This window comes from Micromonospora terminaliae (assembly GCF_009671205.1).
Classification (GTDB): Bacteria; Actinomycetota; Actinomycetes; order Mycobacteriales; family Micromonosporaceae; genus Micromonospora; species Micromonospora terminaliae.
Window position 1 is genome coordinate 4513212 of the sequence record NZ_CP045309.1, and the last position, 13216, is coordinate 4526427.

Annotated in this window: 10 protein-coding genes; 1 reads left to right on the plus strand and 9 read right to left on the minus strand. The window is 76.3% G+C overall.

The features are described from left to right. Window positions 1–49: 49 nt before the first annotated feature. From GCE86_RS20615 to GCE86_RS20630, 4 genes are read right to left on the minus strand one after another with little or no spacing between them, the layout of a single operon-like run. Window positions 50–3502 (minus strand): SCO7613 C-terminal domain-containing membrane protein, encoded by a 3453-nt coding sequence (locus tag GCE86_RS20615; RefSeq protein ID WP_154228477.1) that lies wholly within the window; start codon window positions 3500–3502, stop codon window positions 50–52. Window positions 3503–3549: 47 nt separating this feature from the next. Beyond that, window positions 3550–3870: a divalent-cation tolerance protein CutA gene (gene cutA / locus GCE86_RS20620; RefSeq protein ID WP_154228478.1), complete on the minus strand. Its 321-nt coding sequence runs from the start codon at window positions 3868–3870 to the stop codon at window positions 3550–3552. A 55-nt stretch (window positions 3871–3925) separates the two neighbouring features. Further along, a complete protein-coding gene (locus GCE86_RS20625; RefSeq protein ID WP_154228479.1) occupies window positions 3926–4948 on the minus strand; it encodes a 1-acyl-sn-glycerol-3-phosphate acyltransferase in 1023 nt (340 codons plus the stop codon). After that, window positions 4948–5781 carry a patatin-like phospholipase family protein gene (locus GCE86_RS20630; protein WP_154228480.1) on the minus strand — a complete coding sequence of 278 codons (834 nt, stop codon included), beginning with the start codon at window positions 5779–5781 and terminating at the stop codon, window positions 4948–4950. Before GCE86_RS20630 ends, GCE86_RS20625 begins: the two co-directional genes overlap by 1 nt. A gap of 175 nt (window positions 5782–5956) precedes the next feature. On the opposite strand from GCE86_RS20630, the gene GCE86_RS20635 reads away from it, so the two are divergent. Next, window positions 5957–7396 carry a serine/threonine-protein kinase gene (locus tag GCE86_RS20635; protein WP_154228481.1) on the plus strand — a complete coding sequence of 480 codons (1440 nt, stop codon included), beginning with the start codon at window positions 5957–5959 and terminating at the stop codon, window positions 7394–7396. A gap of 3 nt (window positions 7397–7399) precedes the next feature. Here the strand turns inward: GCE86_RS20635 and GCE86_RS20640 are convergent, their stop codons facing one another. The 5 genes from GCE86_RS20640 to GCE86_RS20660 form a co-directional block, all read right to left on the minus strand. Continuing rightward, the gene (locus tag GCE86_RS20640; RefSeq protein WP_154228482.1) at window positions 7400–8518 is read right to left on the minus strand and encodes a glycosyltransferase family 4 protein; all 1119 of its coding nucleotides are present in this window, start codon (window positions 8516–8518) and stop codon (window positions 7400–7402) included. 74 nt (window positions 8519–8592) lie between these two features. After that, entirely contained in the window at window positions 8593–9264 is a 672-nt protein-coding gene (locus GCE86_RS20645; protein ID WP_154228483.1) for a BON domain-containing protein, read from the minus strand. 133 nt (window positions 9265–9397) lie between these two features. Further along, a complete protein-coding gene (locus tag GCE86_RS20650) occupies window positions 9398–10891 on the minus strand; it encodes a S1C family serine protease (RefSeq protein ID WP_154228484.1) in 1494 nt (497 codons plus the stop codon). Window positions 10892–10953: 62 nt separating this feature from the next. Then, window positions 10954–12510, minus strand: coding sequence for a HAMP domain-containing sensor histidine kinase (locus GCE86_RS20655; protein ID WP_154228485.1), 1557 nt, complete (start codon window positions 12508–12510; stop codon window positions 10954–10956). Then, on the minus strand, window positions 12507–13208 hold the full coding sequence (locus tag GCE86_RS20660) for a response regulator transcription factor (RefSeq protein WP_046571468.1): 702 nt from the start codon (window positions 13206–13208) through the stop codon (window positions 12507–12509). Before GCE86_RS20660 ends, GCE86_RS20655 begins: the two co-directional genes overlap by 4 nt. Window positions 13209–13216 lie beyond the last annotated feature (8 nt).

A 13216-nucleotide genomic window follows, 5' to 3' on the forward strand; every position in this document is an offset into this window, starting at 1 on the left:
ACTGCGCTGGGTAATCCTGGAAACCCCCCAGCACGGGGTGGTGCTAGCCCTACCTCATCCCGCCCACCGCGGCCCGGAGCCGGGCCACGTCCCGCCGCCGCCGCTCGTAGGTGGCGGCGAGGGCGATCAGCGCCAGCCCACCGAGGCCCAGGAAGATCCAGCGGGGCAGCAGGTCCCAGCCCCGGGCCAGCTCGTGCAGGGCCAGCGGGACCAGGGTCGCCGCGCCCAGCAGGACCGGCGCCTGCCAGCGCCGGACCGCGCCGCCGAGCACCGCGCCGAGCGCCACCAGGCCGAGGGCCAGCCGGCGGGCCGGCTGCGCGTCCGGGGCGGCCAGCACCGACACGAGGCTGGGCAGCAGCGCCGCGCCGAGCCCCGGGCCGAGCGCCAGCCAGCTGTTCAGGCCCGGCCGGGTCCGCAGCGCCAGCAGGCCCGCACCGAGGGCGAGCGCCGCCGCCGGCAGGGTGTACGCCTCCAGCACCGCCACCCCGCCGGCCGCCAGCAGCAGCCAGCCGCCGAGCAGCTCGCTGCCCCCGGCGACCGCCGCGAGGCCCCAGCGCCGGGCCGGCGGCTCGCCCCGGCGCAGCACCCGGACGGCCACGGCCAGCCCCCACAGCACGCAGACCGCTGCCGCGTGCCGCAGCGCCCCGCCGGTGAGCAACAGCGCCAGCAGGGCGACCGCCTGCGCCGCCGCCTCCAGCGCCACGGCCCCGGCCGCACCGCCGGTGCGGGAGCGCAGCGCGGGCACCGCGTGCAGGGTCACCGCCGCGACGGCCAGCACGGCGAACCCGGCGGTACGCAGCGGCAGCCCGCCGGCCAGCGCCGCGGTCACCGCGAAGCCCGTGGCCGCCGCCACGGCGCCCAGCCAACCGGCGAGCCGGGCCTCGGCGGGCCGACCGGCCGCCCCCGCCACCGCCCCGGCGACGACCAGCACCCCCAGCGCGGCCAGGGTCCCGGTCCGGGTGGCGACCAGGCCGCCGAGCCCCGGTGCGGTGAGGGCGAACCCGAGCGGCAGCAGGACCAGCGGCGCCGCCGGGCGCGGGCCGGCGAGCGTGGCCAGCACCAGCGCGGCCACCCCGGTGCCGAAGACCAGCGCGGGCACCACCGGCCAGGGCGCGCCGGCCGCCGCCAGCAGCACCGGCAGGGCCACCGCGCCGAACGGCAGCGCGGCCAGCGCGGGCAGCCGGCGGCGGCCGTCCCCGCCCGGCGCGGCGCGGTGTGCGTGGGCGGTCACGATCCGGGCGTAAGCCGCCGCGACCGCACCGAGCAGCAGCAGCACCAGCCCGGCGCGGGCCGCCGCCGGCACGGGCTCGACGGCGGGCACCCCGGACCAGGGCCGGACGGGCAGGTCCAGCAGCACCGCCAGTGCGATCGGGGCGGCGGCCAGCAGCGCGAGGCCGGCCAGCCCGGCGCCGACCGCTTGCGGGGCGGAACCAGGCCGGGCGCCACCCCCGGCGGCCAGCGCCAGCAGCGCCCCGACGGCGGCGTAGAGCGCCACGGGCTCCCCGCCCGGCACGACCAGCGGCGCGAGGCCGGCCGCCGCGAGCGCCACGGCGAGGCCGGTCGACGCATACCCGTGCAGGTCGGTCCAGTGGCGGCGGACCGCGAGCACGGCGAGCACCGGCACCGCGACGGCGGTGGCCGCGCCGCGGAGCTGCCACCAGGGCGGCGCGCCGAGCCCGAAGAGCGCGACGGCCACCCCCGCCGGTACGGCGGGCAGCGCCACGGCCAGCGCCACCCCGGCGACGGCCGGCTGTGCGCCCCGGCCCCGCCGGCCCCGCGCCGCGACGATCGGACCGAGCACGGCGAGGACGGCGAGCACGGCGCCCGCGCCCGCCGGCGCCGCGCAGCCCACCAGCAGGGCGTGACCCAGCAGGACGGCCGCCGCGAGCGCGGTCACCACCACGGTGCGGTATCCCCGCCGTGGCCGGGCCACCAGCACGATCAGCAGCGCGGTGGCCGCCGCCAGGTCGGCGACCAGCACCAGCGGCCACGGGGTGACCGCCACGGCCGGTGCGGCCAGCACGGCCAGCGTCCCACCGACCACCCCGACCAGCGGCCGGGCGGCCCGGGGCACCAGCAGCGCCACAGCACCGGCGGTGCACAGCAGGGCCACCGGGAGCTGCCAGCCCCAGGACGGGAGCGCGGCGGACCGCCCACCCTGCCAGGCCGGGAAGGCGGCGGCCGCGGTGGCCGCGGCGACCAGTCCGGTGAGGACGATCGCGACCTGGCCCAGGCCGGCGGCCACCACGAGGGCGCCCAGCCGCGGGCCGGTCCGCGGGCCGGCCGGCAGGGTCCGGACCGCGCCGGCTAGCGCGACCACCACCAGCCCCGCCGCCAGCAGGAGCAGTCCGGGACGCAGCGCGGCGACCGGCCGGAGCAGCGCGGCGGCCAGCACCGGCACCAGGAGCCCCGCGGTGACCACCCGGTAGGTCCGGCCACCCGCCGCCAGCGCACCGGCGACCAGGGCGAGCGCCACCACGAGCAGCGGACCGCCGGCCAGCAGCGGGGTGCCGGCCGCCCGCCCGAGGGCCAGCGGCACCAGCGCACAGCCGGCCGCCAGGGCCAGCGCCACACCGTGCCCGACCCAGCCGAGCACCCACCCGGCGAGCGGCGCGGACGGCGCACCGGGCCGGCCCGGGGCGGGGGGTGGCGCGACGGCCGGCCGGAGCCGGTCGCGCAGGGCGACCACCACCACGAGGTCGCCCAGCGCCAGCGCGGTCAGGACCAGCGCCCAGCCGGCGGCCGACGGCTCGGCGGCCGCCGCCGCCAGGGGCAGCACCGGTTGCGCGGTCAGCAGCGCCGCGAACCAGGGCACGGTCAGCCGGCTCAGGCGCGCGTACCCGGCCGCGACCGCCGCGCCGATCCCCCCGACCAGCGCGGCGTAGCGGGTGCCCGGCCAGCCGGCCACCCCGAACAGGTCGACCGACCAGGCGGCGTACCCGTCGAGGAGCACCAGGAGCAGGCCCACGGCGGCGAAGGTCTCCGCGGTGCCGCGCAGCCCACGCGCCCGGGCCACCAGCGGCGCCGCGAGGGCGAGCGCGGTGAAGGCGAGCAGGATCAGTGCCCGCCCGGCCACCCCGAACGCGGCCCAGGCGACCGCCGTGAAGACCACCGCCGCGGTGCCGAGCAGCAGTCCACCGAGGACGAAGAGCAGGCTCTGCACGGCCCGGGTCGACGTCTCGGCCCCGCCGGGACGGGCCGGAACGGCGACGGAGGGCACGCCCGGTGGCGGCGCGGGTGCCACCGGACGCGGCGGCGGGATCTCCAGGCGGATCCGGGCCGCGAGCTCGGACCGCCGCTGCCGGGCCGTGGACAGCCGGCCGGCCAGTTCCTGGTACGCGGCCCGGGCCGCCTCGACCCGCGGGACCAGCCCGGCGATCTCCTGGTCCAGCCGGACCACCTCGGCGCCCGGTGGGTACGGCGGGCGGCCGCACCCGGAACAGCCGGAGGCGAGGTCGGCGGGTGCACCGCAGCCGGGACAGGGGTAGCCGGTGTTCTCCACCCCGCCAGCATCGGGGCCGGCGGGGCGGGCGGACAGAGTAGGCGTACCTAGGGCCGGGTGTGGTCGTGCACCCAGGCCGCGTAGTCCGGGTTGCCGCTCTCCATTCGGGTGACCAGGATCTCCGGCACCTCGTAGGGGTGGCTGGCGCGGACCTGGTCGACCAGCGCGTCCACCCGGTCCGGTGCGGTCTTGAACTGGACCGACCACTCGGCGGTGGTCTGGATCGCCGACTGCCACCAGTAGGTGCTGTCCACCTGCCCGCCGACCTGGGCGCACGCCGCCAGCCGGCCGGCGACGGCCGCGGCCGCCAGCACGTCCGCGACGGCGCGGGCGTCCACCACCGTCGTCACCACGCAGATCTGCTCCACCAGCGCACCCTACGTGGCGTTCCTGGCGGTCCGCTGGACGCGCACCGAACCGGTCTCAGCCGGCGGCCACCCCGTCGCGGTTCGCGGCGACCCACCGGTCGATCCGGGCCCACCAGTCGAACAGCCAGTCGATGCGCTCCTGCCGGCCGACCGGCACCTCCTCGGGCGGCACCGACCAGAACCGCATCACGATCCGCTTGTCCATCGGCAGCTCGCGCCACACGTCGGCGACGGTGAGCATCTGGTCGAGCCCGGTGTGCGCCACGAAGATGACCCCGGCGTCCGGGGCGGCGTCGAGGGCGGCGAGCAGCCCGCCCGGCTGCGGGGCGAGCACGTGCTGCATCCGCTCGGCGCGCCGCGCCATCCGCTCCAGGCCCAGGGCGCGCAGCCGGGCGATGGCCCGCAGCCGGCGCTTCGGCGTGAAGTTGCCGCCCTCCGGAAAGATCACGAACGCGTCGTCGTCGTCCAGGCCGGTGGCGAGGTGGCCGATCTGCCGGATCGCCGACTCCCGCCCGTCCGGGCCCGGCGCGATGAACCGGTTGGGGAGCCGGTTGAGCAGGACGTCGATCGCCGGATCCCACTGGAGGGTCTCCTTGAGGACGATCCGGGGCTCCCGGTGGAACCAGTTGACCAGGGCGTGGATCAGGATGAACGAGTCGCCGGGCCCGGCGTGCCGGCAGAGCACCAGCTCGGGGCGGCCGGGCAGGGCGGTGTCCGGGTCGGTGCCGACCACGTCGATGCGCAGCCGCAGGGTCCAGCGGGCCTGCCAGAACAGCACCCGCAGGAAGTGACCCGCGAGCACGTAGTGGGCCCGCTGGAAGGCCGGCGACCGCTTGCGCGCGCCGAAGCCCGAGGCCAGCCAGAGCACGAAGAGCGCGAGCAGCGCGGCCGCGTCCCAGACCAGGTAGACCGTGCCGATCCAGAGCAGCCGCAGCGGGCGCAGCCGCCCCGGCACCAGCGGCGACGCGGCCAGGGCCAGCAGCGCCCAGACCGGCAGCGTGGTCACCACGGTGACGGCGAGCAGCACCACGCCGGGCGCGAGCAGCAGCCGGCGTAACCACCGGGGTGGCAGCGGCATCAGCGTTCCAGCGCGGTGTCCAGGTAGCGGCGGGAGGCCGTGTACGCCCGGCTGATCCGCCGCCCCACCGCCGCGATGTCCCGGTAGGCCCAGGGGCTGTCGTCGCGCGGCTCCAGGCCGCCGGTGGGCAGCACGTGCACCTCCACCCCCTCCGGCAGCGCCGCCATCTCCCGGGCGAACCGGTGCCGGCGCGCGATCTCGAACGCCACCTGGGCGATCTCCCAGGGCCGGCGGGGCGGGCTCAACTCGCGCTCGATCCGGCCCACCTGGAGCACGAAGATCCGCGTCGCGCCGGCCGCGACGGCCTCGCCGACGGGGATCGAGTTGACCACCCCGCCGTCGATGTAGTGCTGGCCGTCGATCTGGGTCGGCGGCAGCAGCCCGGGCACCGAGGCGGAGGCGAGCACCGCGGGCACCACCGGTCCGCTGTGGAACCAGTGCTCGGCGGCGCGTTCGATGTTTGCGGCGCAGCACCGGAACGGCACCTTCAGGTCCGCGAAGGTGGTGTCCTCGCCCAGCTCGCTCTCCAGCAGCCGGCGCAGCGGCCGGGGCGAGTGGAGGTGGGTACGCGCCGCGAAGCGGCGCAACTGCCGGGCGACCGAGTCCCCGTACACCTCGCTCGCCTCCGGCGAGGCCCAGAGCCGGACCAGCCGGTCGGTGACCGCCTCGCTGGGGTCCGCGGCGACCAGGGCGCCGTTGACCGCGCCGATCGAGGTGCCGAGCACCATGTCGGGGCGGATCCGGGCGCGGAACAGGGCACGGAGCATGCCCACCTCGACGGCGCCCAGCACTCCCCCGCCGCCCAGCACGAACGCCACCGGACCACCTGCCATGCCGTTCATCCTGGCACGCGCCGCACAGTCCGCCCCGTTCAGCCGGTCCCGGCCGGCCACCCCGTCACCGGCTGCGACGGCCGCGACGCGGGACGCGACCGGAGAACGGACAGCCGTTGACACGCCGGACACATTCCCGCAACCTGATAGCGCTCCCAAGCCCAGGCAGGTGGATGTGAAGGCGACGCTGCACGCCGGCCGGCTGCTGGCCCGCAGGTACCGGCTCGTCGACCAGATCGGGGCCGGCGGCATGTCGGTGATCTGGCGCGCCCGCGACGAGGTGCTCGACCGGGTGGTGGCGGTGAAGGTGCTGGCACCCTCGCTCGCCGCCGACGCCCGGTTCCGCGACATGGTGCGCGAGGAGGCCCGCTCCGCCGCCCAGCTCGTCCACCCGCACGTCACCGCCGTGCACGACTACGGCGAGACGGTCGCGCCGGACGGCTCGATCACGTCGTTCGTGGTGATGGAGCTGCTCAGCGGCGAGGAGCTGGAACACCGGCTCACCGAGGGGCCGCTGCCCTGGCCACAGGCCGTGGAGACGGGCGCGCAGGTGGCCGAGGCGCTGGCCGCCGCGCACCGGCTGGGCATCGTGCACCGGGACATCACGCCGTCGAACGTGATGATGACCCGGGTCGGCGCGAAGGTGCTCGACTTCGGCATCGCGACCCGGGTCGGCGCGCCGGACGAGGACGAGGACGGCGGCACGTTCGGCACCCCCGCGTACGTGGCGCCGGAGCGCCTCGACGGGGCCCCGGCGCAGCCGGCCACCGACGTCTACTCGCTGGGCGTGCTGCTGTTCGAGACGCTGACCGGGCAGCCCCCGTACCCGGCGGACACCTGGGAGGAACTCAGCGCCGCGCTGGCCGGGGACGCCGCGCCCACGCTGGACGGCGTACCCGGGCTGCCCGCGCCGGTCGCGGAGATCTGCCTGCGCTGCCTGGCCCGCGACCCGCGGCGGCGGCCCACCGCGCACCAGGTGGCGGCCGTGCTCCGCGACCAGTTGCTGCCCGCTGACCCGCAGGCCGCCACCATGCCGGCCGCCACCGTGCCCCTGCCGGCGGTGCCCGCCCCGGCGCGACCGGCGGCCGAGCCCGCGGCTCCCGCCCCGGCCGGCGCGCCCCCGCGCCCCCGGGCGCTGCCCCTGGTGGCGGCCGGCCTGGTGGTCGTCACCGGCGCCGCGGTGCTGGTGCCCGCCCTGATGCGGGACGACACGGCGCCGCCGCGGGTGTCGCCGACCGCCGGGCCCGTGGTGGTCCCGTCCACCGTGCCCCCGGGCGCCGGCACCCCGGCCACCACGCCCGGCCCGACCCGGCGGCCGCCGGAGACCGGCACCCCGACTCCACCCGTCGGCAGCGACCCGGTCGAGGCGGCCCAGCGGGTGGACGGGCTCATCGAGGCGGGGCTGGCGGCCGGTCAGATCCGCACCGACGTCGGCGTGGACCTGCGCAACCTGTTGCGCAACGCCACGGCCGCGACCGGCGACGGCGCGCAGACCGCCGCCGTGGACCGGCTCCGCGGGAAGATCGCCGACCGGCGGCGGGAGGGCAGCATCAGTCCCGGGTACGCCCGCCAGCTCGACGCCGCCGCCGCGGAACTGGCGGCGGTCCGTACCTGAGGGTCACCTGGCGGCGACCGGCGCCGCCTCGCGCCGCCCGGCGGCCGCGGCCCGGTCGGCCAGGAAGCTCCGGTAGACCGCCTCGTAGCCGCCGGCCATCCGCTCGACCGAGAAGTGCTGCGCGACGTGCATGATGCAGTCCGCGGGGTCGAGGCGCGACACGTCGCGCAGCGCGGCGGGCAGCTCCTCCGCGCGGTCGCGGATGAGCCCGGTCACCCCGTCCCGGACCAGCTCCGGCACGGCGCCCCGGCGCAGCGCCACCACCGGCGTGCCGGTCGCCATCGCCTCCACCATCACCATGCCGAACGGCTCCGCCCACTGGATGGGCATCACGAGGCAGCGGGCGTCGTACAGCAGCCGCTGGGTGGCCTCCCGGTCGGCGTTGAGCACCACGGTGACGTCCTCGCCCAGCAGCGGCTCGACCACCTGCTCGAAGTAGCGCCGCTCGGCCGGCTCGTTGCACTTGCCGGCCAGAGTCAGCGGCAGGCCGGCCTCCCGGCAGGCGCGGATCGCCACGTCGGGTCCCTTGTCCGGGCTGAACCGGGCCAGCCAGAGCACCGGCCCGCGGCCCGGTCCGCGCTTGCGCGGCACCTCCCGCAGCGCCATGGCGTTGTGCACCGTGCCCACCCACGGCAGGTCCGGGTTGGCCCGGCGCTGGGCGTGCGAGATCGCCACCAGGCCCACGCCCTCGTCGGTGTTGCTGAGCACCGTGCCGTACTCGCCCACCGGGTTGCCGTGCACCGTGGCCACGGTGGGCACCCGGCGCCGGCCGGCGAGCAGCGGGCCGATGGTGCTGTGGTCGTGCACCAGGTCGAAGTCGGCCGGGTCGACCAGCCGGTTGACGTGGGCCAGGTGGGCCAGTTCCGGCAGCGACTCGCCGAGCCGCTCGTACTGGAGGTCGGCGCAGGTGGAAACGAAGTCCCCGGCGGTGCCGTTCTCCCGGCCCGCCCCGAACAGGGTCACCGCGTTCCCGCGGTCGACCAGGGCGTCGATCAGCCCGGCCACCAGGTGCTCCAGGCCGCCGTAGCCGGCCGGCGGCACGGACAGCCAGGGTGGCACCACCATGGCGATCCGCAGGTGCCCGGCCGGCGCGTGGTCCGGTGGCGGCTGGTTCACGGCCACGAGTCCTTTCCGATGGGTGCCCCGGCGTACGTGACCGGCGGCGGTTTCCCGACCGTCCGAGCGGTAAACGGCGCTCAGCCGGCCACCACGATCCGATCGTGCACCTCCCGGACGCCGGGTGTCGCCCACGCCGCCCGTTCCGCCTCCTCCCGCTGCCACCACGAGCGGACCACCCCGTCGAGCACCACCGTGTCCCCGCTGACGCCCACCTCGATGCGTTCGGTGCCGGTACGCCGGAACAGCACGCGCTGCAGGTCACGGCGGTTCTGCTCGTCGCTGGGCGGGTTGGGCGGGCGCACCTCGACGAGGTTGGTCACCCCGCGTACGCCCCGCAGCCGGCGCAGCTCCCGCTCGGCGGTGCGGCTCTGGAAGCCGTACTCCACCTCGCCGCGGAGCATGACCCAGCCGTCGGCGACCGTCACGTCCAGCCGCTCGGCGGGCACGAAGCTGTCCCACTCCAGGGCCCGGCTGGCCGCGATCGCGATGTCGGCGTCGGTACGTTCCTCGGCGGCCGGCAGCTGCACCTCCAGGTCGCTGGCGACCGCGCGGACGCCCCGGACCCGGTGCGCACAGCGCTCGGCGGCCCAGCGCCGCGCGTAGCTGTCCACCTGGCCGGTCAGGGTGACCACGCCGTCGGCGACGGTCACCCCGATCTCGGTGGGCCGGGTCTGCGCGTCCCAGTCCAGCTCGGCGAGCACGTCCCGCTGGATGTCCTGGTCGGTACGGACGGCGGAGGTGGTCGTCATGCCCCGAGGGTGCCGCCGGTCGGGGTGAGCCGGGCTCACCCGGACGGGGTGAGAACGGAAAAGGGGCGGCGGGTGACGGAACCAACCCCCTTGGCTCCGTCACCCGCCGCCCGTGGAGGAGGCAGGTCTGGTGTTAGGACGTCTCGGCGAGCGTCACGGTTGCCGACTCGGTCGAACCGTTCCGCTTGAACTGGACCTCGACCCGGTCGCCAACCTTGCCGGACTGCACGGCGCCGACCAGGTCGTTGGAGTCGTTGATCGCCTTGTCGCCGAACTTGGTGATGACGTCGCCGCGCTGGAGCCCGGCCTTGTCGGCGGCGCTGCCGGCGACCACGTCGGAGACCAGCGCGCCGCCGTCCTCCGCGCCGGTCACGCTGACGCCGAGCGACGGGTGGCTGACCTTCTCGCCGCGCTGGAGCTTCTCGGCGACGTCCTTGGCCTTGTTGCTCGGGATGGCGAAGCCGACCCCGATGTTGCCGTTGCTGCCCTGCCCCGCGGTGGCGATGGCGGTGTTGATTCCGATCACCTCGCCCCGGGTGTTGACCAGCGCGCCACCGGAGTTGCCCGGGTTGATCGGGGCGTCGGTCTGGAGCAGGCCGGAGATCGAGCTGGCGCCCTGCTGCGGGCTCTGCTGCTGCTGGCCGCCCTCGCCGGCCTGGATGGTGCGGTCGCGGGCGCTCAGGATGCCGGCCGTGACGGAGCCCTGGAGGCCGAGTGGGCTGCCCAGGGCCAGCACCTGGTCGCCGACCTGCATGGCGTCGCTGTCGCCGAACTTGGCCGCCTTGAGGCCGCTCACCCCGCTGGCCTTGACCACGCCCAGGTCGGTCTTCGGGTCGGTGCCGACGATCTTGGCCTGGGCGGTCTTGCCGTCGGCGAAGACGACCTTCACCGTGTCGCCGCTGGCGGAGGCGACGACGTGATTGTTGGTCAGCACGTACCCGTCGGCGCTGAGGATCACCCCGGAGCCCTCACCGCTGTCCGTCATGATCGTGACGATGCTGTCCTGGACGGCGGCCGCGATCTTCGGCAGGTCGGCACTGTTGAGCACGGGGGCGGCCGTGTAGGTGCGGGTCACCGTCCCGTCGCCGTCGAGGGCGAGGGCGAGGGCGCCGCCGGCCACGCCGGAGCCGAGCATGAGCGCCAGCGCGAGCGCCCCGGCCCCGATGAACTTGCCGGCCCGGCTGGGCCGCGCCGGCTGCTGCGGGCCCCACGGCGGGAGCGGCTGCCCGGCCTGGTGCTGCGGGTACGGCTGCTGCCCGGCCTGGTGCTGCGGGTACGGCTGGTGCGCCTGGTACGGCGGGACGGTGGCCTGCGGCGCGTAGCCGGTGCCGCCCTGGTGCGCCCAACCGCCCTGCTGCTGCTGTCCCCCGTACCAGGGGTGCGGCTGCTGCGGCTGCCCGGAGACCGGGTGCGGCGCGTACGGGTTGGTGGGCGCGCCCGTCTCGGCGTGCGCGGCCGGGGCGGTGGTTCCGGCGGCCGGGGAGTCGGCCGGAACCGGCGCGGCGGCCGCGGTGACGGTGGGCTCCGACTGCCCGCTCTCGGCGCGGGGCAGCTCGGCGGTCGGGTGCGACGGCTCGGCGTCGGCGGGAGCCGGCGACCGCTGCGGATCAGTCTCGTGGTCGGTCATGACTACACCTTCTCCCCTGGCACTGCGACCAGCCTGGAACCCGCCTGAATGTTTTCTGAAAGTCACTCGCCCGGCTCGGGCGCCTCGGGCAGCAGCGGCAGTTTCACCCGGAAGGTCGCCCCGCCACCGGGCGTCTCGGCGACTTCGACGGTGCCGTGGTGCGCGGCCACCAGCGCGGCGACGATCGCCAGCCCGAGCCCGGTGCTGGTCGGTCCGCCCGCCCGCCGGGTACGTGCCGCGTCCACCCGGTAGAACCGCTCGAACACCCGCTCGGCCTGCTCCGGGGTGAGGCCGGGACCGGTGTCCGCCACCTCCACCACGGCCAGGTTGCCCGGCTCCGCGCGCAGCCGCAGGGTCACCGCGGCGTCGGCCGGGGTGTGGGTGAGCGCGTTGGTCATGAGGTTGCCGATCACCTGGCGCAGCCGGGCGTCGTCGCCGAGGACCACGAGCGGGCCGGCGCCCGGCTCGATCTCCAGCGTGATGGCGCGCTCCGGCTCCACGGCACGGGCCGCCTGGACCGCGTCCGAGGCGAGCACCGGCAGCTCGACCGGGGCCAGCGCGATCGGGCGCTCCCGGTCCATCCGGGCGAGCAGCAGCAGATCCTCGACGAGCAGCCCCATCCGGGAGGCCTCGTCCTCGATCCGGCGCAGCAGACCGGCGGTCTGGTCCGGTTCCCGGGCCGCGCCCTGCCGGTACAGCTCGGCGAAGCCCCGGATGGTGGTCAGCGGGGTACGCAGCTCGTGCGAGGCGTCCGCGATGAACTGCCGCATCCGCTCCTCGGAGCGGCGGGCCCGCGCCTCGGACGCCTGCGCCGCGGCGGCGGCGTCCCGGGCGCTCACCTCGGCGCTGCGCGCCGCCGCCTCGGAGGCGGCCCGCGCGGTGAACGCCGCCTCGATCTGGGCGAGCATGGCGTTCAGCGCCCGGGACAGCCGGCCCAGCTCGGAGGTCGGGCAGGCCCGGCCGTCCTCGGGGTCGGGCACCCGCCGGGTGAGGTCACCGCCGGCGATGGCCGCCGCCGTCCGCTCGATCTCCACGAGCGGCTTGAGACTGGTACGCACGATGCCCGCGCCGACCGACGCCAGGATGATCAGCACCGCCCCGCCCACCAGTAGGTCTATCCAGACGAGCTGACCGACGGACTGGTCGACGGCGGTGAGGTGCTGCCCGAAGGCGATGACCCGGCCGTCGGGCAGGTCGGCGTAGAGCATCCGCCACCGGGTCCGGCCGTCCACCGAGCGGACCGTGAACGGATCACCCACCTGCTCCTCGTAACCGGCGAAGTCGGCGGGGAAGGGCGGCAGCTCCTCGTCGCGGAGGCCGGCGTAGCGGGTGGGCGGGTCCACCGCCTGGCCCGGCGCCGCCTGGGCGGCCACGTAGTCCGAGGGAATGTTGATCTTGACGGGATTTCCCCCGGCCTGGTCCAGCGACCGGGCCACGTTGGTCGCGCCACCGCGGAGCTGATCGTCCACCTGACCGATCAGGTAGTCGCGGAGCAGGAACGCGGTCAGCCCGCTGATCACCACCAGGGCCACCGCGACCAGGGCGAGGACCGAGGCGACCAGCTTCACCCGCAGCGGGACGCTGCGCAGCCAGCCCTTCGCGTCGTGGACGGCGTTCACGCCGCCGGCTTGCGCAGCACGTACCCGACCCCGCGCAGGGTGTGGATGAGCCGGGGCTGAGTGTTGTCGACCTTGCGCCGCAGGTAGGAGATGTAGGACTCGACGATGTTGTCGTCGCCGCGGAAGTCGTAGTTCCAGACGTGGTCGAGGATCTGCGCCTTGGAGAGCACCCGGTTCGCGTTGAGCATGAGGTAGCGCAGCAGCTTGAACTCGGTCGGCGAGAGCTGCACCCGCTGGCCGGCGCGGTGCACCTCGTGGGTCTCCTCGTCCAGCTCCAGGTCGGCGAAGGTGAGCCGGGAGGGCGCGTGCTCGCCGGTGGCGGTGCGCCGCAGCACGGCCCGGATCCGGGCGGTCAGCTCCTCCAGGCTGAACGGCTTGGTGACGTAGTCGTCGCCGCCCAGCGTGAGCCCGCGAATCTTGTCGTCGGTGGCGTCCCGGGCGGTCAGGAAGACCACGGGGGTCCGCGTGCCGCCCTCGCGGAGCATCCGGATGACCTCGAAGCCGTCCAGGTCGGGCAGCATGACGTCGAGCACGACCAGGTCGGGCCGGTGGTCCTTGGCGGCGTTGAGCGCCGCGCTGCCGCTGGTCGCGGTGGCGACGTCGAAGCCGGCGAAGCGCAGGCTCGCGGAGAGCAGTTCGAGGATGTTGGGGTCGTCCTCGACGACGAGCAGTCGGGCCTCGGTCTGGGTAGCCACCATGGCACCCA

Coding starts and splice junctions, on each gene's coding strand:
- GCE86_RS20630 (WP_154228480.1), bottom strand. CDS start 5,781: ATGGCAGGTGGTCCGGTGGCGTTCGTGCTGGGCGGCGGGGGAGTGCTG.
- GCE86_RS20650 (WP_154228484.1), bottom strand. CDS start 10,891: ATGACCGACCACGAGACTGATCCGCAGCGGTCGCCGGCTCCCGCCGAC.
- GCE86_RS20645 (WP_154228483.1), bottom strand. CDS start 9,264: ATGACGACCACCTCCGCCGTCCGTACCGACCAGGACATCCAGCGGGAC.
- GCE86_RS20660 (WP_046571468.1), bottom strand. CDS start 13,208: ATGGTGGCTACCCAGACCGAGGCCCGACTGCTCGTCGTCGAGGACGAC.
- GCE86_RS20625 (WP_154228479.1), bottom strand. CDS start 4,948: ATGCCGCTGCCACCCCGGTGGTTACGCCGGCTGCTGCTCGCGCCCGGC.